This window comes from Mycobacterium sp. 1245801.1, assembly GCF_001673055.1.
Taxonomy (GTDB): Bacteria; Actinomycetota; Actinomycetes; order Mycobacteriales; family Mycobacteriaceae; genus Mycobacterium; species Mycobacterium europaeum_A.
Window position 1 is genome coordinate 1 of sequence record NZ_LZKY01000028.1, and the last position, 19012, is coordinate 19012.

Genomic DNA, 19012 nt, shown 5'->3' on the forward strand with positions numbered 1-19012 from the left:
CTGTGGTGGCGCTGGAGTGCGCCGTCGGCTGGCCGGTCTGCCTGTTGCCCAGCGCCGCCCCCGCCGCCCGCCCAACCGTCCGCTCGCCCGCCGTCGGACGAGGTGAACACGCTGGCCACGCTGTCGGTTGTGTTTGCGTTCCTGCTTGCCCCGGTGGGAATCGTGTTGGGCCACTTCGCCATCAAAGACATTCGCCGGCGGGGCGAGCGCGCCCGGATCGAAGGGGTTGGGCCAACTGGGACCCGGCCAGCTAGCCGTCATGAGAAGGGGTCGTAGTCAGGGTCATTCGCGGGCGTCCTCGGAGGCGGTGTGGTGCCAGCCGGCGGTTGCGCGAACGGCGGAGGCCGATGCGGGACGGGCGGCGGGAAGGCAGCGGATTGCGGAAAGGTCGATGCGGTAACGGGCGCAGGCCCGCCCTGGCGGAAGTACGCGTTGGACTCCGGCAGCGCGAGCAACACCGCGGAGGCGACCGAAATGATGATCGTCGCGACCGCGCCCACCTGCAGCAACTGACCGAACCACGCCACCGACCCGCCGGGGTCGACGACGAAAACCGCTGCGCCAGCGGCCAATCCGAGGCCGCAGACGACCCACGTCACGATCCTGGCCCGGCTGCGGCCGCGATCGTCGAGCACACCCAGCGACACCACCAACGCGGCGACGACGATCAACCCGGCGGCCGTCGCGACCAGCACCGGCCCCGACGTACTACCGCGTGCACGGAAATCCGAAATCGCCACCAGCACGGCGATCGCCGCCGCCAACAACAGCGCGGCGATGCCGGCGAACACATAGCTCCCGAAAAACACGGCGGCCGGGGACATACCCGCGGCCGCCTTGGCCGACGACGCCGACGGCTGGATGGACGGTGGCGGCGCCACGGGCGGTGGTGGCGCGGCGGGCGGTCGCGGCGTAGCTCGCGGCGGCGGCAGGCCGGGCGAAGCCGGCGGGCCCCACGATGGCGACGGCGAAACCGGTTGGGGGCCGAAGGGATCGGAGAAGGGATCCTGGGAATGGTCTGACATCGTCAACGCCTCCCCGGCAAGCCTGCCGGTCGCCTACGACGCCACCACAGCGCGCCCCCGACACCGATCCAGGCGGCCAACGGCAACGCGATCGCGGCGTACATGAGCGGACTCAGCGACGTGCCGAATACCGACTTCGGCATGGGAATGAGCACGCCCGGATCGCCCTTCCACACCTGGCTCATGGGTCGGGCACTGGTCAGGCCGCCCAGCCAGACCTGCTGCGCGGAACTCTGTTGCGGCGAACTCTGCAGCCGCGGGCCGAACAGCGAACCACTTGCGGTTGCGGGCAGGTTGGGGTGATCTTTGGCGAAGTCCTTCGGCGTCATGTTGACCATCGGGATGTTGGTGAAGTCGACGCCGCCGATAGTCAGTTTCCAGGTGGTGCGGTCACCGGTCTGCCAGCTGTAGGTCGCGTCTCCTTCGTAGAAGGACTTGCGGTAGCGGTCGAACAGTTCCTGCGGGCTGAAGGGTTCCTTCGACGTCCAGGCGTCGATGTTGCCCGAGTCAACGATTTTCGAGTAGGCGGTGGCCTTGGTGGCGCTGCGTTGCCGGTACCACTCCGCGGCGATCCGGCTCGCATACACGCGGCGCAGATCGGCGTATTCGGGCGCGTGATTCACCTCGTCGACGATCTTCGGCAGGATCATGGTCCGGTACAGATCGTCGTTTTGGCGGGTGATTCCGGCGTCCTGGGCGGGGCAGCCGATGCCCGGCTTCAAGTCCATTCCCTCGATCTCGAGCTTCACATCAAGCGGGGCGTCCAGGATGTACATCGAGTCTCCCTGGGTGGACACGCTGGCCGGCAACGGGATGATCCACTTACGTTGCGGCGAAAAGCATTTGGAGCCTTTCAGCGCGTCCAGGAATTGGCGGCCGTCCGGCGTGGCGGGGTCGACGAGCTTCGCCGTGGCCTGCTTCATGGTGTAGTCGGCTTCCAGCAGGATCCGCCCGGCGTCGGTGCGACCGAACTGGGCGTCGATGATGCGGTCGGGTTCGTTCGGGTTGAGGTTCACCGTGAAGGCCGAGGTGGGCAGCGCCAGCCACACGAAGAACGAATCGGAAGCCATGTAGGCGTTGGCATTTCCACCGAACGACGGTGCAGCGCCGGTTTGCGTATTGGCGGCGAAGGAGTACTGCACACCGTTGCCGTTCAGGTCGGTGTCGGAGATGTAGCGCAGCTGCAGCGTGGAGAAGTCGACGCCGCCGAGCACGCCACCGATCCCGCTGGTAACGGCACCAAGCCCGCTCGCGACGCCGCCGCCGATCCCGCTGGCCACGCCACCGACGATTCCCCCGGTCACCGCGCCGGCGATGCCGCTGACCAGCCCACCCGTGACGTTGGCCAAAACGGTGGCAGCGCCGCCCGTGGCGGCGCCGATGATGCCGGCGACGGTGTTGGCGGCCGTCACGCCCGCCAGCACTCCGGCGTCGACGATCGGACCGACAACGGCTCCCGGATTGATCGGCATCGGACCGGCCGCCTGCCTGGGCGTTTGCGGAGCCGGAACTGGTCGGGGCGCTTGCGGCGCAGGAACCGAACCGGGGGCCTGGGGTGCAGGGCCGGGCGCCTGCGGTGCCGGGGCGGGCGCCTGCTGCCCCGGGGCGGGAGCCTGCTGGCCCGGTGCGGGCGCCGGAGCCGAACCGGGCGCTTGCTGGCCCGGCGCGGGGGCTGGCGCCGAGACGGGCACCGACTCGGGCACCGACTCGGGGTCCTGGGCCGCCTGTTCAATGTCCATGTCGGCGTTGACCTGCCCGGAGACGAAGGCTTGTTCGATTGCCTGGGCCGGCGAGTCCGGAGAAGCGCCCGTGGTTTGATCGGCACCGCCGTTCACGGGGTTCTGCCCGCCGCTGGCGAGTACGGCTTTCCCGGACGGGTCGGGTACACCCACCGTCGGGTAATAGCGGACGAATAGCCGGTCGGATGCGCCCAGGCCTTGGCCGGCGGCAAGCATCGCTTGCAGCGTGGCCGGCGGCGGCTTGTCCGGGAAGATGTACACCACGCGACGGCCGGTCTGCTGCGCGATGCGTAGGAAGTCTTCGAGCTGCGCCTTGTCGACGGCCCCGGTCTTGATCTCGACGATTTCTTGATCGTTGTGGAAGTCAGGGCGGCGGTTGATCGAGGTGCCCTTGATCTTCCGGTTGCGGATGTATCCGTTCTCCGTCAACTTCAGCTCTTGATCGAGCGCGGTTTCGAAGCTGGTGCCGGTGTTGCGATTGTTGAAGGCGCGCACGTAAGCGTCGCGATAGTCCGCCCAGCTCAGTGGATTCGCCACGGCGGGGGCCCGTTGGTTCTGGTAGACCAGCCAGCTCTTGTAGAGGTGTTGTTCGGTGCCGGCTTTGTACTTGCCCCTGGTATTGATATCGATCAAAGCCGCGCGGCTCGGTGCGGGTAGCGCAGAGAGGCCATTGGCCGATGGAAAGGTATAGGTGAGCGGGGTCTTGCCCGGCGGCGGATCCTGGTCGGCGGAGTATCCGGGCAGTTTCGGTGCGGGATCCGCAATGGCCTGGCGCGTGGGCGTCAGCAGCGACGCCAACACCAGAACCAGGGCGGTCGCAACGACGCGACGCCAAATCAGCCAAACCCGAGCCATGTGCGGCCCTCCCCGTCGGACTTCGCGCTCGAAGGCGAAGCACAAGATGTCGCGATCCTAAGTGAGGTTGACGGGCTTGAGAATTCAGCCGACCCATTCGTCGTAGTACGCGCGGGTATCGCCGGGATCTTTATGCCTGACCATGGCGGAGAGCAGATGGTATGCCGCCGTGAAGCCGGCGTCGTCGTTGAGCTGAATCTTGAAGTTCGCGGTAATCGAATCGCCCTCGTCGGCGAAGTCGCGGTAGACCCATCGGGACGGATGGCCACGGCGCAGCATTTCGCCCAGGTAATAGGAAGCGCCATCGACGAAGTCGGCATTGGCCGGAGCATGGAAAGCCTCGACCGTCGGCGTCACCTGCAGCACGAGGGCAGTGAGTCGGCCGATGCTGTCGGGACTGTAATCCCAGTTGCCACCGTTGCGGGCCGCCCAATCGGCGAAATGCTGCTCCTGGTGAGCCAGCCAGTCATCGAGCACCGTCGAGGGCGGCGGAGCATTGAACAGACCATCCGCCAGAGTGCGCTCTTTGACCGGGGACCACCCAGGATGCGCTTCGGCATAGTCCTGGACGACCTGCCGCCAGCGCCCGTACACGGCCACCAACACCGCACTCTCATCGGCCAACGCTTGCAGCAACAGATGCGTCGGCGACAACGCCTCCAGCCCCGATTCGGAGTCGGGGCGGATGATCGGAAAGCCCGTCGCATCGGGTTCGCCCGCACTGTCGATCCGCCAACGATGCTCAGACAGCCGCCGCCGCAGTCCGGGGTCATCAACCGCGACACCCGCGGGCGGCTCGGCGACCCAGTCCCACCGCCCACCACCGACACGCATCAAGGCCTCACCCAGATACGCCACCACCCCCGCGGTGAACGACTGATTTGCGTCCTCGAGCGCCTCAGCCGGATCGGCCAACCGATCGCGCGCCGCGGCCTCCAGCGCCGACAACGATGCCTCGGAATAATCCAGCGTGACCGATCCACCCAGATCGACATCGCCAGTCATGTCGATAAGCAAGTTGATCCGGTCCAACCACCAATCCAGCGGCCCACCCTCCACCGCACCCTCCCAATCAGTCCTACAGCTTCGCCGTCAAGCGATGATCCGCGTCATTATCTCCCTCAAGAGGAGTCCGGACATGTCACGCTGGCATCCATCGACGCAGTGCCCGATAGTCGTAGCAACAAATGTCGCAGAGGTGGGGATACATGAGCACGCGCCGCCACATCATCGTCAGCGGTGACAACGCGCTCGCGACAACGATTGCCGAGGAACTGAACCGCGCCGGTGCCACCATCGTCAAGCTGCACAGCGAGGAGCTCGTCGCCACCGATCTCGCCCGCGCGCACGCCATCGTCTGCGCCGGGGACGACGACGCGAAGAATCTCGAAATCGCCTTGCTGGCAAGGAAAGCGAATCCTCGTGTGCGCGTGGTCGCCCGACTGGGCAACGACGTGCTGCGCGGAGCGGTGGCCGCCGACAACGGTCCCGGGGCCATCCTGGACGTCGCCGACCTCGCGGCGCCGTCGGTCGTCGAAGCCTGTCTGGCGAGCAGCACCCACCCGGTCGAGGCGGCCGGCATCAAATTCCTGGTGTCGGGGGCCGAGGCGCCGCGCGACGCGACCCTTCGTGAGATCTACGGCGACCTGGCACCGGTGGCCGTGATCCACGGCGCGAACTCCGCGAGATCCGACGAAGTGGTGCCCTGTCCCGGACGAGATCACGAAGTGCGCAAGGGCGACTGGACCGCCATGATCGGCAGCGCCGACGAGCTGGCCGCGCGCGGCATCAAGACTCCCCGGCCGGCCGCGACCCGCTCACGCCAGTCATGGATGCGGCGGGTTTCCGACGCCGCGCGGGCGATGCGCGACGACGTCAATCCCATGCTCTTCCCCGCAATGCTGCTCGCGCTCAGTCTGTTGCTCGCGTCGACGGTCGTCGTGCACTTCTCGTACACGCGGCCGCGACTGTCCTGGCTGGACGCGATGTACTTCACCGCGGAGACCATCACCACCGTGGGTTACGGCGAATTCACCTTCCTGCACCAGTCCGCGTGGCTGCGAATCTTCGCCGTCGCCTTGATGTTTTCCGGCGTAACCACCACCGCGCTGCTCGTCGCATTCCTGGCCGACTTGCTGCTGTCACGCCGCTTCCTGCAATCGGCCGGGGTTCGGCGCGCGCGCCATCTGCGCAACCACATCATCGTCGTCGGGCTGGGCTCGTTCGGCAGCCGCGTCGTCGGCGACCTGACCGCCGCCGGATATGACGTCGCGGTGATCGAACGCGACGAGAACAACCGATTCCTCTCCACCGCAGACGAACTCGACGTACCGGTGATCTTCGGGGACGCAACGCTGCGCCAGACACTCGAGGCGGCCCGCGTCGACCGCGCCCGGGCCGTCGCGGTGCTGACCCAGGACGACATGGTCAACATCGAGACCGGAATCGTGCTGCGCGAGATGCTGGGTCCCAGGGTGATGCCCGAGGTCAACCGGCCCGATGTGCCCATCGTGCTGCGCATCTACGACCGCGCCCTCGGCGATGCGGTGGCCAAGCGGTTCGGCTTTGAGAACGTTCGCTCGACCGTCGACCTGGCGGCGCCCTGGTTCATCGGTGCCGCGATGGGCCTGCAGGTGCTGGGCACGTTTTCGATCGGGCAGCGTTCGTTCATGGTCGGCGCGATGCACGTGGCGGCCGGCAGCGAACTCGACGGGCTGCGCATGTTCGAGATGTCCACCCAGACCCGGGTCATCGCGATCACCCGCCGGGACACCCCTGTCGAGCTGCACCCTCGTCGCGACGCCTGGCTGCGCGGCGGCGACACCGTCTATCTGGTGGGGCCGTATCGCGAGCTGCTGGAGACGCTGCGCAAGGGGCAGCCGCCCCAGGAGCCTGCCGCCGACGAGCGTCCGGTGGACAAAGCGGCGACCTAACGCTCAGCGCACCTGCGGGCCGAAGCGGATCGGCCACCGGATTCGTCCGGTGGCCGGCCGTGCCGGGCGCACCATCCGGCCAGCTCATGGCGGGCGGCGACGGTCACCGGATGCTCGTCGCCCAGCACCCGCGCCTCCTCGTCGACCAGCGCCTCCCACGCCGCGACCTCGTCCTTTACGCCGGCCAGGTCCGGGGCCCACAGCGTGAACATGTGCCGGGCCATCAGCAGGTGAACGTGGTCGTCGCCCAGCTTGTCGCGCAGCTCGCCGATCAACGGTTCGAGCTCGGCGACGGCCGTGGGGACGTCACCGGAGCGGCCCCGCCAGATCGCCAGCATCAACCGCGTGCCGAGGGTGTCGGCGTGGTCGTCACCCAGCACGCGCCGCCGCGCGGCGAGTACGTGTTCACCCTCGGCCAGCGCACCGACGAAATCGCCTATCTCCCAACGCTTCTCGGCGATTTTCTCGCGGGCGACCAGCACGCTCTCGTGTTCGGCGCCCAACACGCGCTGTTCGTCGGCGAAAAGCTGCGACCACTCGGCGAGCGCTGACAGCGACGGTTGTTGCCGGCCCGCCAGGAGGTGGCGGGCGGTCAGGGTGCTGAGGTGATCGCGCCCGAGCACCTCGACCAGGTCGGGGATCAATCGGGCGAACTCTTCGTAGGCGACGGCGTCGTCGCCGGCGCGCAGTTGCACGGTGGCCAGCGACACCTTGAGTTCCAGCACGGTGGGGTGCCGCTCGCCCAGCGTCGCCCGGCACAGGGTGACCAGCTCGTTCGCCTGCCGCGCGGCCCCGGCGTAGTCGCCGTTGCTCGCGCACTCGGTCATGAGCCCGGTCAGTACGGCTAGCGGGGCGGGCAGCTCCTGCTGCGTCATGCCGCTAATGAAATCGCCACCGCGTCGGCGCGGCAATTCACCCGATTTGACCTGCAGCGTTGCCGTAACGCTAGAGCCGTGCTGCCACGTCCGCGGCGCGACGAAGCTGATCGACATCCGAGCTGGTGGGGATCAGCTGGACCTCATCGGTGCCGATCTCGGCGAACCTGCGCAACACGTCGAGCAGCTCGTCCTCGCTGCCGGCCCAGCCGGTCATCGGTGCCATCGCGTCGACGTAGTCGGCCGGTATCCAGTTCATGTAGCGGCGCAGGTGACGGTGGATCTGGTCGCGGGACCCCTCGGGCGAGCCGAAGGCGAACCAGAACGAAGTGATCAGGTGGGGTTTGGGCTTGCCGGCCTGCGCCCAGGCCGCCCGGGTCACGTCGAACAGCTCGTTCTGCTTGGCCACGTCGAGGTCCAGGGTGGTGCCGGCCAGCCCGTCGGCCCACGCGGCCGCGCTGCGGATGGTTTTCGGTCCGATACTCCCGACGAACAGCGGCGGACCGCCGGGCTGCACCGGCGCCGGGCCGACCGGCAGCACCGAATCGGAGGTCTTCTCCCCCGCCCAGACCCGCTTCATCACCGCCACGCGTTCGGCCATGCCGCGCATCGTCTGCGTCGCCGGATCGGCGCCCACGGCGTGGTAGTCCTCGTGCCGACCGCCCACGCCGATGCCCACGGTGAGCCGGCCGCCGCTGAGCAGGTCGCCGGTCGCTAGCCCCTTGGCGAGCATCACCGGATCGTGTAGCTGCGGCACGATGACCGTGGTCAGCAGCCGCACCCGCTTGGTCCAGGCGGCCAGCGCACCCAGCAACGTCAGGTTGTCCGGGTTGTCGAACGCGATGCGCTCACCCCAGCACAGCGACGAGAACGGCCCCTCGTCAATGGCGCGCGCCCAGGTCTCGAGCACGGTCGCATCCAGATCCGGCTCCATCACCGGCATGGTCATCGCAATCTGCACGACGGCGATTTTGGCATGTTTCTAATGCAGCCCATCAGTGGAACCATGGACCGAGTGGCGTTCACCAGTAGTTCCATCGCGCATGTCCGGCTGACCGTGACCGATATCGAGCGGTCGCGGCAGTTCTACGAGAGCGTGTTCGGCTGGCCGGTTTTGATCGAGGTCCCCGACAACGCCGATGAACCCACCCGCAACCAGTTGAGCTTCCTGTACGGCGGCGTGATCTACGACCTCGGCGGCACGCTACTCGGTCTGCGCCCGGTGGCCGCGGACCGCTTCGACGAGGATCGCGTCGGCCTCGACCACATTGCCTTCCGGCTCGCCAGCAAAGACGAATTGGATTCGGCGGCAGCACATCTCGACGAACTCGGCGTCGGTCATGAGCCGGTCAAAGACATCGGACCGTCCTACATCCTGGAGTTCCGTGACCCCGACAACATCGCCCTCGAGCTAACCGCGCCGAAATAGCGCGGCGTTGTCGCGCCCGGCGGACGGTGGTTGACTGGAAAGAACTATGACCATCAGTTTCAACCACACCATCGTCGCGTCATGCGATAAACGAGAATCAGCCGAGTTCCTCACCGAGCTGTTCGGCCTGCCCAGCCCAAAGCCCTTCGGCCACTTCATGGTCGTCGAACTCGAGCACGGTGTAAGTCTCGACTACGCCGACGCCCCGGAAGGCGCGGACATCCCGCGCCAGCACTACGCGTTCCTGGTGTCCGAGCAGGAGTTCGACGCCATCTACGCCAGGATTTCCTCACGCGGGCTGCAGCACTGGGCCGATCCGGGCGCCAACCGTCCCGGCGAGATCAACCACAACCACGGTGGGCGCGGGGTCTATTTCCTGGACCCGTCCGGCCATGCCATGGAGATCCTCACCAGCCCGTACGGATCGGCGGGCTGAGCGGAAACTTCGCTCAGTCGCCGGTGCGCGCCGTACCGTGCCGCTGGCTTTCCTGCCGGCGATAGTCGTCGGCCAGTTGCGCGACATGCTTGGGCAGGGCACCGGCGGCGACGTCGGCCAACGTCGTTTCTTCGAGCACCGAACGCATGCTGGCCCGCAGCGCGCGCCACACGTCGGTGAGCGCCGCCGTCGGACCCGAATACGGTAGATCGCCCAGCCCGATGTCACGGACGCTGGCCAACGGTCCGTCGATGCAGCGCAGCACGTCAGCGATGCTGATGTCTTTGCCGGGACGGGCCAATTCGTAGCCGCCTTCACGACCGCGGTGGCTGCGCACCAGCCGGTCGGTGCGCAGGTTGGTCAGGATGTCGACGAGGAACTGCGGCGGGATGCCCTGGGCCTGGGCCAGGTCGTCGGTCTTCACCAGCGTTCCGTCGGGCACCGTGGCGAGCTGAATCATCGCCCGCACGGCATACTCCGCCTTCGCCGACATGCGCACTCACAGGATTGTGCCACCCGGCGGCACAATATCGGTGCAGCCTGGCTGACCTGGCGTGCTACCCGCTCGATTCGAGCAGGTCGATGACCCGCTGCCCCTGCTCCTCGACGGTACCGTCCGGGGTCAGGCGCAGGTCGGCATTCACTGGCGCCTGATACGGGCTGTCGATGCCGGTGAACTGGGTGATCTCCCCCGCCCGGGCTTTGGCGTACAGGCCCTTGGGATCACGCTTTTCGCATTCCTCGATCGGGGTGTCACAGAACACCTCGAAGAAGTCGAAGCCGGCGTCGACGTGCACTTGGCGCGCCAGTTCGCGTTGCTCGGTCAGCGGACTGATCGCCGGCACCAGCACGACATTGCCGGCGTCGGCGAGCAGCGCCGCCACGTGTGCCAGCCGGCGCAGGTTTTCGGCCCGGTCCGCCATGGAAAAGCCCAGGTCGGCGTTCAAACCGTGTCTCAGGTTGTCACCGTCGAGAACGTAAGCCAGAGAACCCTTTTCGAGCAGCTTCTGCTCCACCAGCATGGCCACCGACGACTTGCCGGATCCGGACAAACCGGTGAACCACACCGTCTTGCCCCGCGGCCGCGCCTCGGCGATGGCGGATGGCTTGTGCCGCACGGTGTTCGGGCTCGCCGCCTGCGCCGAAGCGTCGCGCAGCACCATGCCGGCGGCCACCGTGCCGTTGGTGTGCGGGTCGATGAGGATGAACGAGCCGGTGCTGGGGTTGCGGGTGTACTCGTCGAGCAGCAGCGGCACCTGGATGCGCAGCGAAATGCGACCGAGTTCGTTGAGCTGCAACGCCGTTGCGCTCTTGTCGCGATGCAGGGTGTTGACGTCGAGCCGGTAGTCGAGCGCGGTCACCTTCGCGTGCGTGGTCCGGGTGGTGTGCTTGATGACGTAGTCGCGGCCGGGCTCGAGCGCCGCATTGTCGGCCATCCAGCACACCGTCGCGTCGAACTCCTGCGCCACCCTGGGCTGATTGTGGGTGCGGGCGATCAAATCACCGCGCGAGATGTCGATCTCGTCGGCCAGGGTCAGCGATACGGCCATCGGCGGAAACGCTTCTTCCACCGGACCATTCGGCCCGTCGATCGCGGTGATCCGGGTGCGCTTGCCGACCGGCAGCACCACCACTTCATCACCCGGCCGCATGACCCCGCTGGCGACCGTGCCGGCGTAGCTGCGGTGGTCCTGGTGTTCGCGGGTATGCGGGCGGATGACGTACTGGACCGGGAACCGCACGTCGACCATGTTGCGGTCACCGGCGATGTACACCTCCTCGAGGTGCGACAGCAACGCCGGGCCCTCGTACCACGGTGTCTGGTCGGACTTGGTCACCACGTTGTCGCCGTGCAGCGCCGAAAGCGGAATGGTGGCCACGTCGTGCACGTCCAGACGCGCGGCGAAGGCGTGGAATTCGTCCCGGATGGCCTCGAATTTCTCTCTGTCCCAGCCGATCAGGTCCATCTTGTTGACCGCGAGCACGATGTGCTGGATGCCCAGCAGGGATGCCAGGAAGGCGTGCCGGCGCGACTGCTCCAGCAGGCCATGTCGCGCGTCGACGAGCACGATCACCAGCTGCGCGGTCGACGCCCCGGTCACCATGTTGCGGGTGTACTGGATGTGGCCGGGGGTGTCGGCGATGATGAATTTGCGCTTGGGAGTGGCGAAGTAGCGGTAAGCGACGTCGATCGTGATGCCCTGTTCGCGCTCAGCCCGCAGGCCGTCGGTCACCAGCGCCAGGTCGGTGTAGTCGTGTCCGCGGTCCTTGGACGTCTGTTCCACCGCGGCCCACTGGTCTTCCATCACGGCCTTGGAGTCATACAGCAGGCGGCCGATCAGGGTGGACTTGCCGTCGTCGACCGAACCCGCGGTCGCGAGCCGCAAAAGCGTTGTCATCAGAAGTACCCCTGCCGTTTGCGGTCTTCCATGCCCGCCTCCGAGATGCGGTCGTCAGCCCGGGTGGCCCCGCGCTCGGTCAGCCGGGACACCGCGGTCTCGGCGATGACCTCGTCCACCGTGGCGGCCTGCGATTCCACGCATCCGGTGCACGTGACGTCGCCGACGGTGCGGAAACGCACCGTCGTCTCGAACACCGGCTCGTCGTCACCCGGTTGCATGTTGCGGTCCACCGCCAGCAGCATGCCGTCGCGACGAAATACCTTGCGCCGGTGCGCGTAATAGATCGACGGCAGCGCGATGTTTTCGGCGCCGATGTAGGACCAGATGTCGAACTCGGTCCAGTTGGACAACGGGAACACCCGGATGTGCTCGCCCTTGTGGTGGCGGCCGTTGTAGAGGTTCCACAGCTCGGGCCGCTGCGCCTTGGGATCCCATTGGCCGAACTCGTCGCGGAAGCTGAAGACGCGTTCCTTGGCGCGGGCCTTCTCCTCGTCGCGGCGCGCTCCGCCGAAGGCGGCGTCGAACTTGTTCTCCCGGATGGCGCGCAGCAGGGTCACGGTCTGGATCGAGTTCCGCCCCTGGCGTGGCTCGACGACCCGCCCGGCGTCGATGTCCTCCTGGACCGAGGCGATCACCAGGCGAACACCGTGCTCGGCGACCAACTCGTCGCGGGTGGCGATCACCTCGTCGAAGTTGTGCCCCGTGTCGACGTGCATCACCGGGAAGGGCAACCGCCCGGGGCGGAACGCCCGCAGCGCCAGGTGCAGCATGACGATGGAATCCTTGCCGCCCGAGAACAGCAGCACCGGCCGCTCGAACTCCGCGGCCACCTCCCGGATGATGTGGATCGCCTCTGCCTCCAGCGAGCGCAGATGGCTCAACTCGTATTGCCCGGCGGCGGGGGCCACCTTCAGATCACCGGTCATAGCTTCCTTCATTAAACCTGGCAGAACTGACCAACTTTGGCACTTTAACAAAATATAAGACCAGTTCCCGTTGGCGCTGTCAACCGCGGGCCGACGAGCCGACGCCTGGTGGCGCGCGCGGCGGCCACCGGACACATCGCGTCAAGAGGCGCGGCGGTACTTTTGCCGCCGGTGACGGGTGCGAAAGCATGGACGGATGACTGCCACCCCTCAACCCGCCGGACCAGCCACACCGAGCGGTCGCGACGTCATCGCGCAGTTCCTCCCCCAGTCCCCCTTCGTGGTCAAGCTGGGCATCGTTGCCGACCGCCTCGAGGACGACGAGGTGCGGCTGCGACTGCCCTGGGACCCGTCCAACGTGACCATCGGTGACATGGTCCACGGCGGCGCCATCGCCACGCTCGCCGATCTCACCGTCATGGCGGCGGCATGGTGCGGAGCGCAGGCGCCGCCCGAATTGCGGGGCGTGACGGTCTCCATGGCGCTGGACTTCATGGCCCCGGCCCGGGCCACCGACGTCATCGGCGTCGGCCGAGTGCTGCGGCGCGGCCGCTCGCTGGTCAACTGCGAGGCCGAGATCATCGACCCGCAGGGGACGCTGGTCGCCAAGGCGCTGGCGACCTACAAGGTCGGCTGACCGGCTAGAGCGTCACCTCGTCGAGCTTGCCGGTGGCCACGTCGAACACGAATCCGCGCGCGGAGACGTGCTTGGTGACGAACGGGCTGGCCTCCAGGCGGCGCAGCGACTGCCGGACGTCCTCGGCGAGGTCGGCGAACGCCTCGGCAGCCCACCCGGGCTTGATGCCCGTCTCCTCCTGGATGCTGCGCTTGAAGTCGTCATCGGTGAAGGTGAGCATGCCGCAGTCGGTGTGGTGGATCAGGATGATCTCCCGCGTTCCCAGCAACCGCTGGCTGATGGCCAGCGAGCGGATGACGTCGTCGGTGACGACCCCTCCGGCGTTGCGGATGACGTGAGCCTCCCCCTCGTTGAGGCCGAGGATGCGATAGACATCGAGCCGGGCGTCCATGCACGCGACGACCGCGACATGTTTGCCCGGCGGCATCGGCAGTGGCCCTTCGAAAGTGCTCGCATATTCGGCGTTGTTGGCCAGGTAATCATCGGTAACCGTCACGCAAGCCTCCTTGGGAGTGTCGCGGCCCGAAACGTGCGCGTTTGCTGCACGGCCTCGGTGCCGCGGTGGATCCTAACAACCGATCACACGCGATTCACCGGTGAGAATCAACCGGATCGAAAGCGACCGAGTGCACCCGACGCCGCAACGCGCGACGCCGTGCTGCCGGCTCGATAGCCTGTCCCAATGCAACGTGGGGTGTGCGGACGGGCATGACTCGATTTCTGGCACGCCGGTTGCTCAACTACGTTGTGCTGCTGGCGCTGGCATCGTTTCTCACGTTTTGCCTGACGTCGGTGGCCTTCAGGCCACTCGACAGCCTGCTGCAGCGCAGCCCGCGGCCGCCGCAGGCCGTGATTGACGCCAAGGCCCACACACTCGGCTTGGACGAGGCGATACCGATCCGCTACGCGCACTGGGCCTCGCACGCCGTGCGCGGCGACTTCGGCAAAACGGTCACCGGGCAGCCAGTCGGGACCACGCTTTGGCGTCGCGTCGGAGTCACCCTGCGCCTGCTCGTCATCGGTTCACTGGCGGGCACCGCGCTGGGCATCGCGGCCGGGGCGTGGGGCGCGATTCGGCAGTATCGACTCAGCGACCGCGTCGTCACCCTGGTGGCGCTGCTGGTGCTCAGCACGCCGACGTTCGTGATCGCCAGCCTGCTGATCCTCGGTGCGCTGCGGGTGAACTGGGCGCTGGGCGTTCACGTCTTCGACTACACCGGGGAGACCTCACCGGGGGTTACCGGCGGGGCCGGTGCGCAGCTGCTCGACCGGTTGCGCCACTTGGTCCTGCCGTCGCTGACCCTGGCGCTGGCCGCCGCGGCCGGCTACAGCCGATACCAACGCAACGCGATGCTCGACGTCCTCGGCCAGGACTTCATTCGCACCGCGCGCGCCAAAGGGCTGACCCGCCGGCGCGCGCTGGTCAAGCATGGGCTGCGGACCGCCCTGATCCCGCTGGCCACCCTGTTCGCCTACGGGGTGGCGGGCCTGGTCACCGGAGCGGTGTTCGTGGAGAAGATCTTCGGCTGGCACGGCATGGGCGAATGGCTGGTGGCCGGCATCGCGACGCAGGACACCAACATCATCGCGGCGATCACCCTGTTCTCCGGGGCGGTGGTGTTGCTGGCCGGGCTGCTCTCGGACGTGTTCTACGCGGCCCTTGATCCGCGGGTGCGGGTGTCATGACCTCTGAGACGAATGCCGATGGCGCCCATGGGTTTTCGGGCCACGAAGTCGCGGATTTCACCTCACGGCGCACCCTGGTGCTACGGCGGTTCGGTCGCAACCGGTTCGCGGTGGCGTCGCTGGCGTTGCTGGTCCTGTTGTTCGTCGGCTGCTACGCGCTGCCCGCGGTGCTGCCGTACTCCTATGAGGACCTTGATTTCACCGCGCTGTTGGCGCCGCCGAACGCGCGGCACTGGCTGGGCACCAACGCGCTGGGTCAGGACCTGTTGGCGCAGATCCTGCGCGGCATGCAGAAATCGATGCTGATCGGCGTCTGCGTCGCGGTGATCTCCACTGGCATCGCCGCCACCGTCGGGGCGATCTCCGGCTATTTCGGTGGCTGGCGCGACCGCGCCTTGATGTGGGTGGTCGACCTGCTGTTGGTGGTGCCCAGCTTCATCCTCATCGCCATCGTGACGCCGCGAATCAAGAACTCGGCCAACGTGTTGATGCTGGTGCTGCTGCTGGCCGGGTTCGGGTGGATGGTCAGCTCACGCATGGTGCGCGGCATGACCATGAGTTTGCGTGAACGCGAATTCATCCGGGCCGCACGGTATATGGGGGTATCGAGCAGTCGCATCATCCTCGGCCACGTGGTGCCGAACGTGGCTTCCATCCTGATCATCGACGCCGCGCTCAACGTCGCCTCGGCCATCCTGGCCGAAACCGGCCTGAGCTTCCTCGGTTTCGGTATCCAGCCGCCGGACGTGTCGCTGGGAACGTTGATCGCCAACGGAACCCAATCGGCGACCACCTTTCCGTGGGTGTTTCTGTTTCCGGCGGGCGTGCTGGTGCTGATCCTGGTGTGCGCCAACCTCACCGGCGACGGACTGCGCGACGCGCTCGACCCCGGCAGCGCGGGGCTGCGGGGTGGGGGCGGATGAGCGCGCTGCTCGAGGTGACCGACCTGGCGGTCACCTTCGGAGCCGGCGGCGCGCCGGTGACCGCGGTGCGCGGCATCAGCTATCGCATCGAACCGGGAGAGGTCGTCGCGATGGTCGGCGAATCCGGTTCGGGGAAGTCCGTTTCGGCGATGGCGGCCATCGGACTGTTGCCCGAGTACGCGCGGGTGCGCGGCTCGGTCCGGTTGCACGGCACCGAGCTGCTTGGCCTCGGCGACGACGCCATGTCGCGGTTTCGCGGCAAGACGGTCGGCATGGTGTTCCAGGACCCGATGTCGGCGCTGACGCCGGTCTACACCGTCGGCGATCAGATCGCCGAGGCGATCGAGATCCATCAGCCGCGGGCGGGCAAGAAGGCCGCCCGCCGGCGCGCGGTGGAACTGCTCGAACTAGTGGGAATCGCCCAGCCGGAACGGCGCGCCCGAGCGTTTCCCCATGAGCTGTCCGGCGGTGAGCGGCAACGGGTGGTGATCGCGATCGCGATCGCCAACGACCCCGACCTGTTGATCTGCGACGAGCCGACCACCGCGCTGGATGTCACGGTGCAGGCGCAGATCCTCGAGGTGCTCAAGACGGCCCGCGACATCACCGGCGCCGGGGTGCTGATCATCACCCACGACCTCGGTGTGGTCGCCGAGTTCGCCGACCGGGCGTTGGTGATGTACGCCGGGCGGGTCGTCGAATCCGCTTCCGTGCGTGACCTTTACCGGGACCGGCGGATGCCCTACACCGTCGGGCTGCTGGGTTCGGTGCCGCGACTGGACGCCGCTCAGGGCACCCGGCTGGTGCCGATCCCCGGCGCGCCGCCGTCGCTGGCCGGCCTGGATCCCGGCTGCCCGTTCGCGCCGCGCTGCCCGCTGGCCATCGACGAATGCCGGCTCGAGGAGCCGGAATTACTTGCCGTCGGCACCGATCACCGGGCGGCCTGCATCCGCACCGAGCAAGTCGACGGCCGAAGCGCCGCGGACATCTACGGCGTGAGCACCGAAGCCCACCAAGCGGAATCGGCCGACGGCTCGGTGGTCGTCGCGGTGCGCGACCTGACCAAGACCTACCGGCTGACCAAGGGCGTGTTGCGCCGCAGCGCCGGCGAGGTCCGCGCGGTCGACGGCGTCAGTTTCGAGCTGCGGCAGGGCCGCACCCTGGGCATCGTCGGTGAGTCGGGTTCGGGCAAGTCGACCACTCTGCACGAGATCCTGGAACTCACCGGGCCCCAGTCGGGTTCGATCGAAGTGCTGGGCACCGATGTCACCACGTTGAGCACGGCGCGCAGGCGAGCGCTGCGGCGCGACATCCAGGTCGTGTTCCAAGACCCGATCGCGTCGCTGGATCCGCGGCTACCGGTGTCCGAGTTGCTGGCGGAACCCCTGCGGGCCAATGGGTTCGACAAAGGTCGCACCAACGTGCGCGTCGCCGAGCTGCTGGACATCGTGGGTCTGCGCCGCGCCGACGCGGTCCGTTACCCCGCCGAATTCTCCGGCGGCCAGAAGCAGCGCATCGGCATCGCCCGCGCGCTGGCACTGCAGCCGAAGATCCTGGCGCTCGACGAACCGGTGTCCGCGCTCGACGTATCCATCCAGGCCGGGATAATCAATTTGTTGCTGGACCTGCAAGAGCGGTTCGGCCTATCTTATCTGTTTGTCTCCCATGATCTTTCGGTCGTCAAGCACCTGGCTCACGACGTCGTGGTGATGTATGCCGGCGCCATCGTGGAGCAGGGTGACAGCCGGCAGGTCTTCGCCGATCCGCAACACGAATACACCCGGCGGCTGCTGAACGCGGTGCCGCAACCGGATCCGGGCAGACGTGCCTAGCCGGGCGGTCCTGGCGCGTCAGGGGATCCGCTGCGCGGCAGCGTGTTTCGCGATGATGCTGGCAATCTCGGGTTGCTCGCCGGCCGTCAGCCTGATTCCCGAAACGGGCCAGAACGCGCAGATCGGCTCCACGAGCGACCTCAACCCGCACGATCCGGCCACTCTGCAAGACGGCGGCGACCTGCGACTGGCGCTCACCGACTTTCCACCGAACTTCAACATCTTGCACATCGACGGCAATTCGGCCGACGTCTCGGCGATGATGAAGGCCACCCTGCCGCGGGCATTCATCATCGGCCCCGACGGCTCCACGACGGTCGACACCGACTACTTCACCAGCATCGAGCTCACCGGCACTGCGCCACAGGTGGTTACGTACACGATCAACCCCAAGGCGGTGTGGTCGGACGGCACGCCGATCACCTGGGCGGACATCGCCAGCCAGATCCACGCCCTGAGCGGTGTCGACAAGACCTTCGAGATCGCCGGACCCAGCGGTGCGGACCGCGTCGCCTCGGTGACCCGGGGCGTCGACGACCGGCAGGCCATCATGACCTTCGCCAAGCCCTACGCCGAATGGCGCGGCATGTTCGCCGGCAACGGAATGCTGCTGCCCAAGAACATGACGGCCACCCCGGAGGCATTCAACAAGGGCCAGCTGGACGGTCCCGGACCGTCGGCCGGACCGTTCGTCGTCTCGTCGTTGGATCGGACCACCCAGCGGATCGTGTTGAGCCGCAATCCGAAATGGTGGGGCGCGCGACCCCGGCTGGACACCATCACCTATCTGGTGCTCGACGATGCCGCGCGGCTACCGGCGCTGCAGAACAACACGATCGACGCCACCGGGGTCGGCACCGTCGATCAGCTGACCATCGCCCAGCGCACCAAGGGGATCTCGATCCGGCGCGCGCCCGCGCCGGCGTGGTCTCACTTCACGTTCAACGGCGCCCCGGGCGTCGTAGAACAAATCGCGGATGACCAGCTGCCGGCCGTCCTTCTCGCGGAACTGGCCGGTCCGCTTCCAGCCCAACGCGTCGAGCTCCCGGCTGGCCGCGGCCGGGTCGTAGGGAACGACCGAGCTGTTGTCCTGATAGCCCTGCTGCCCCGCGACATAGATGTGGTTGCCCAGCGCCACCGGGTTACTGGTCAGGCCGTACTGGACGACCTTGGCGATGGTCTGCCGATCGATGCCCTTGGCGACCGCGACGCGCAGCGCCCGGTCGGACAGGATCGAGCCCGGGGCGCCGTTGAACGTGAAGTGAGACCACGCCGGCGCGGGCGCGCGCCGGATCGAGATCCCCTTGGTGCGCT

16 protein-coding genes and 2 pseudogenes are annotated in these 19012 nt (G+C 67.4%); 8 read left to right on the forward strand and 10 right to left on the reverse strand.

The genetic code is table 11. From position 1 onward, the window contains the following. Window positions 1-257: 257 nt before the first annotated feature. From A5622_RS01775 to A5622_RS01785, 3 genes are all read right to left on the reverse strand, one after another. The gene (locus A5622_RS01775; RefSeq protein WP_156752801.1) at window positions 258-1025 is read right to left on the reverse strand and encodes a hypothetical protein; all 768 of its coding nucleotides are present in this window, start codon (window positions 1023-1025) and stop codon (window positions 258-260) included. Window positions 1026-1027: 2 nt separating this feature from the next. Next, entirely contained in the window at window positions 1028-3619 is a 2592-nt protein-coding gene (locus A5622_RS01780) for a hypothetical protein (protein WP_066873585.1), read from the reverse strand. An 84-nt stretch (window positions 3620-3703) separates the two neighbouring features. Further along, window positions 3704-4651 (reverse strand): hypothetical protein, encoded by a 948-nt coding sequence (locus A5622_RS01785; RefSeq protein ID WP_156752802.1) that lies wholly within the window; start codon window positions 4649-4651, stop codon window positions 3704-3706. A gap of 176 nt (window positions 4652-4827) precedes the next feature. Between A5622_RS01785 and A5622_RS01790 the strand changes: the two genes are divergently transcribed. Beyond that, window positions 4828-6552, forward strand: a complete 1725-nt coding sequence (locus A5622_RS01790; protein WP_066873633.1) for an NAD-binding protein — start codon at window positions 4828-4830, stop codon at window positions 6550-6552. On the opposite strand, the gene A5622_RS01795 is transcribed toward A5622_RS01790, so the two are convergent. Together A5622_RS01795 and A5622_RS01800 are read right to left on the reverse strand one after the other, a co-directional pair. Next, a complete protein-coding gene (locus tag A5622_RS01795) occupies window positions 6549-7427 on the reverse strand; it encodes a tetratricopeptide repeat protein (RefSeq protein ID WP_066873636.1) in 879 nt (292 codons plus the stop codon). The two genes, A5622_RS01790 and A5622_RS01795, sit on opposite strands and share 4 nt — an antisense overlap. A gap of 70 nt (window positions 7428-7497) precedes the next feature. Continuing rightward, entirely contained in the window at window positions 7498-8376 is an 879-nt protein-coding gene (locus tag A5622_RS01800) for an LLM class flavin-dependent oxidoreductase (RefSeq protein WP_066873631.1), read from the reverse strand. A 57-nt stretch (window positions 8377-8433) separates the two neighbouring features. Here A5622_RS01800 and A5622_RS01805 point away from each other — a divergent pair, with 57 nt between their 5' ends. Together A5622_RS01805 and A5622_RS01810 are read left to right on the forward strand one after the other, a co-directional pair. Then, window positions 8434-8856, forward strand: coding sequence for a VOC family protein (locus A5622_RS01805; RefSeq protein ID WP_066873576.1), 423 nt, complete (start codon window positions 8434-8436; stop codon window positions 8854-8856). Between the two features lie 46 nt (window positions 8857-8902). Further along, window positions 8903-9292: a VOC family protein gene (locus tag A5622_RS01810; RefSeq protein ID WP_066876292.1), complete on the forward strand. Its 390-nt coding sequence runs from the start codon at window positions 8903-8905 to the stop codon at window positions 9290-9292. 13 nt (window positions 9293-9305) lie between these two features. Here A5622_RS01810 and A5622_RS01815 read toward each other — a convergent pair whose 3' ends face one another. From A5622_RS01815 to cysD, 3 genes are read right to left on the reverse strand one after another with little or no spacing between them, the layout of a single operon-like run. Continuing rightward, window positions 9306-9791: an RrF2 family transcriptional regulator gene (locus tag A5622_RS01815; protein WP_066873570.1), complete on the reverse strand. Its 486-nt coding sequence runs from the start codon at window positions 9789-9791 to the stop codon at window positions 9306-9308. A gap of 58 nt (window positions 9792-9849) precedes the next feature. Then, on the reverse strand, window positions 9850-11691 hold the full coding sequence (cysC, locus tag A5622_RS01820) for an adenylyl-sulfate kinase (RefSeq protein ID WP_066876294.1): 1842 nt from the start codon (window positions 11689-11691) through the stop codon (window positions 9850-9852). Continuing rightward, window positions 11691-12632 carry a sulfate adenylyltransferase subunit CysD gene (gene cysD, locus A5622_RS01825; RefSeq protein ID WP_156749234.1) on the reverse strand — a complete coding sequence of 314 codons (942 nt, stop codon included), beginning with the start codon at window positions 12630-12632 and terminating at the stop codon, window positions 11691-11693. The genes cysC and cysD overlap by 1 nt, the downstream gene beginning before the upstream one ends. A gap of 184 nt (window positions 12633-12816) precedes the next feature. On the opposite strand from cysD, the gene A5622_RS01830 reads away from it, so the two are divergent. Further along, a complete protein-coding gene (locus A5622_RS01830; RefSeq protein ID WP_066876296.1) occupies window positions 12817-13257 on the forward strand; it encodes a PaaI family thioesterase in 441 nt (146 codons plus the stop codon). Between the two features lie 4 nt (window positions 13258-13261). Here A5622_RS01830 and A5622_RS01835 read toward each other — a convergent pair whose 3' ends face one another. Then, the gene (locus tag A5622_RS01835) at window positions 13262-13753 is read right to left on the reverse strand and encodes a carbonic anhydrase (protein ID WP_066873558.1); all 492 of its coding nucleotides are present in this window, start codon (window positions 13751-13753) and stop codon (window positions 13262-13264) included. Between the two features lie 212 nt (window positions 13754-13965). Between A5622_RS01835 and A5622_RS01840 the strand changes: the two genes are divergently transcribed. The 4 genes and pseudogenes from A5622_RS01840 to A5622_RS30640 all read left to right on the forward strand — a co-directional run. Beyond that, window positions 13966-14943 carry an ABC transporter permease gene (locus tag A5622_RS01840; RefSeq protein ID WP_066873628.1) on the forward strand — a complete coding sequence of 326 codons (978 nt, stop codon included), beginning with the start codon at window positions 13966-13968 and terminating at the stop codon, window positions 14941-14943. Beyond that, the gene (locus A5622_RS01845) at window positions 14940-15866 is read left to right on the forward strand and encodes an ABC transporter permease (protein WP_066873555.1); all 927 of its coding nucleotides are present in this window, start codon (window positions 14940-14942) and stop codon (window positions 15864-15866) included. The genes A5622_RS01840 and A5622_RS01845 overlap by 4 nt, the downstream gene beginning before the upstream one ends. Then, the gene (locus A5622_RS01850; protein ID WP_066876298.1) at window positions 15863-17698 is read left to right on the forward strand and encodes an ABC transporter ATP-binding protein; all 1836 of its coding nucleotides are present in this window, start codon (window positions 15863-15865) and stop codon (window positions 17696-17698) included. Before A5622_RS01845 ends, A5622_RS01850 begins: the two co-directional genes overlap by 4 nt. A gap of 52 nt (window positions 17699-17750) precedes the next feature. Continuing rightward, window positions 17751-18686: pseudogene (locus A5622_RS30640) on the forward strand (ABC transporter substrate-binding protein); the annotation flags it as partial. Window positions 18687-18734: 48 nt separating this feature from the next. Here the strand turns inward: A5622_RS30640 and A5622_RS27740 are convergent. Beyond that, window positions 18735-18998 (reverse strand): annotated as a pseudogene (locus A5622_RS27740) (ABC transporter family substrate-binding protein); the annotation flags it as partial. Window positions 18999-19012 lie beyond the last annotated feature (14 nt).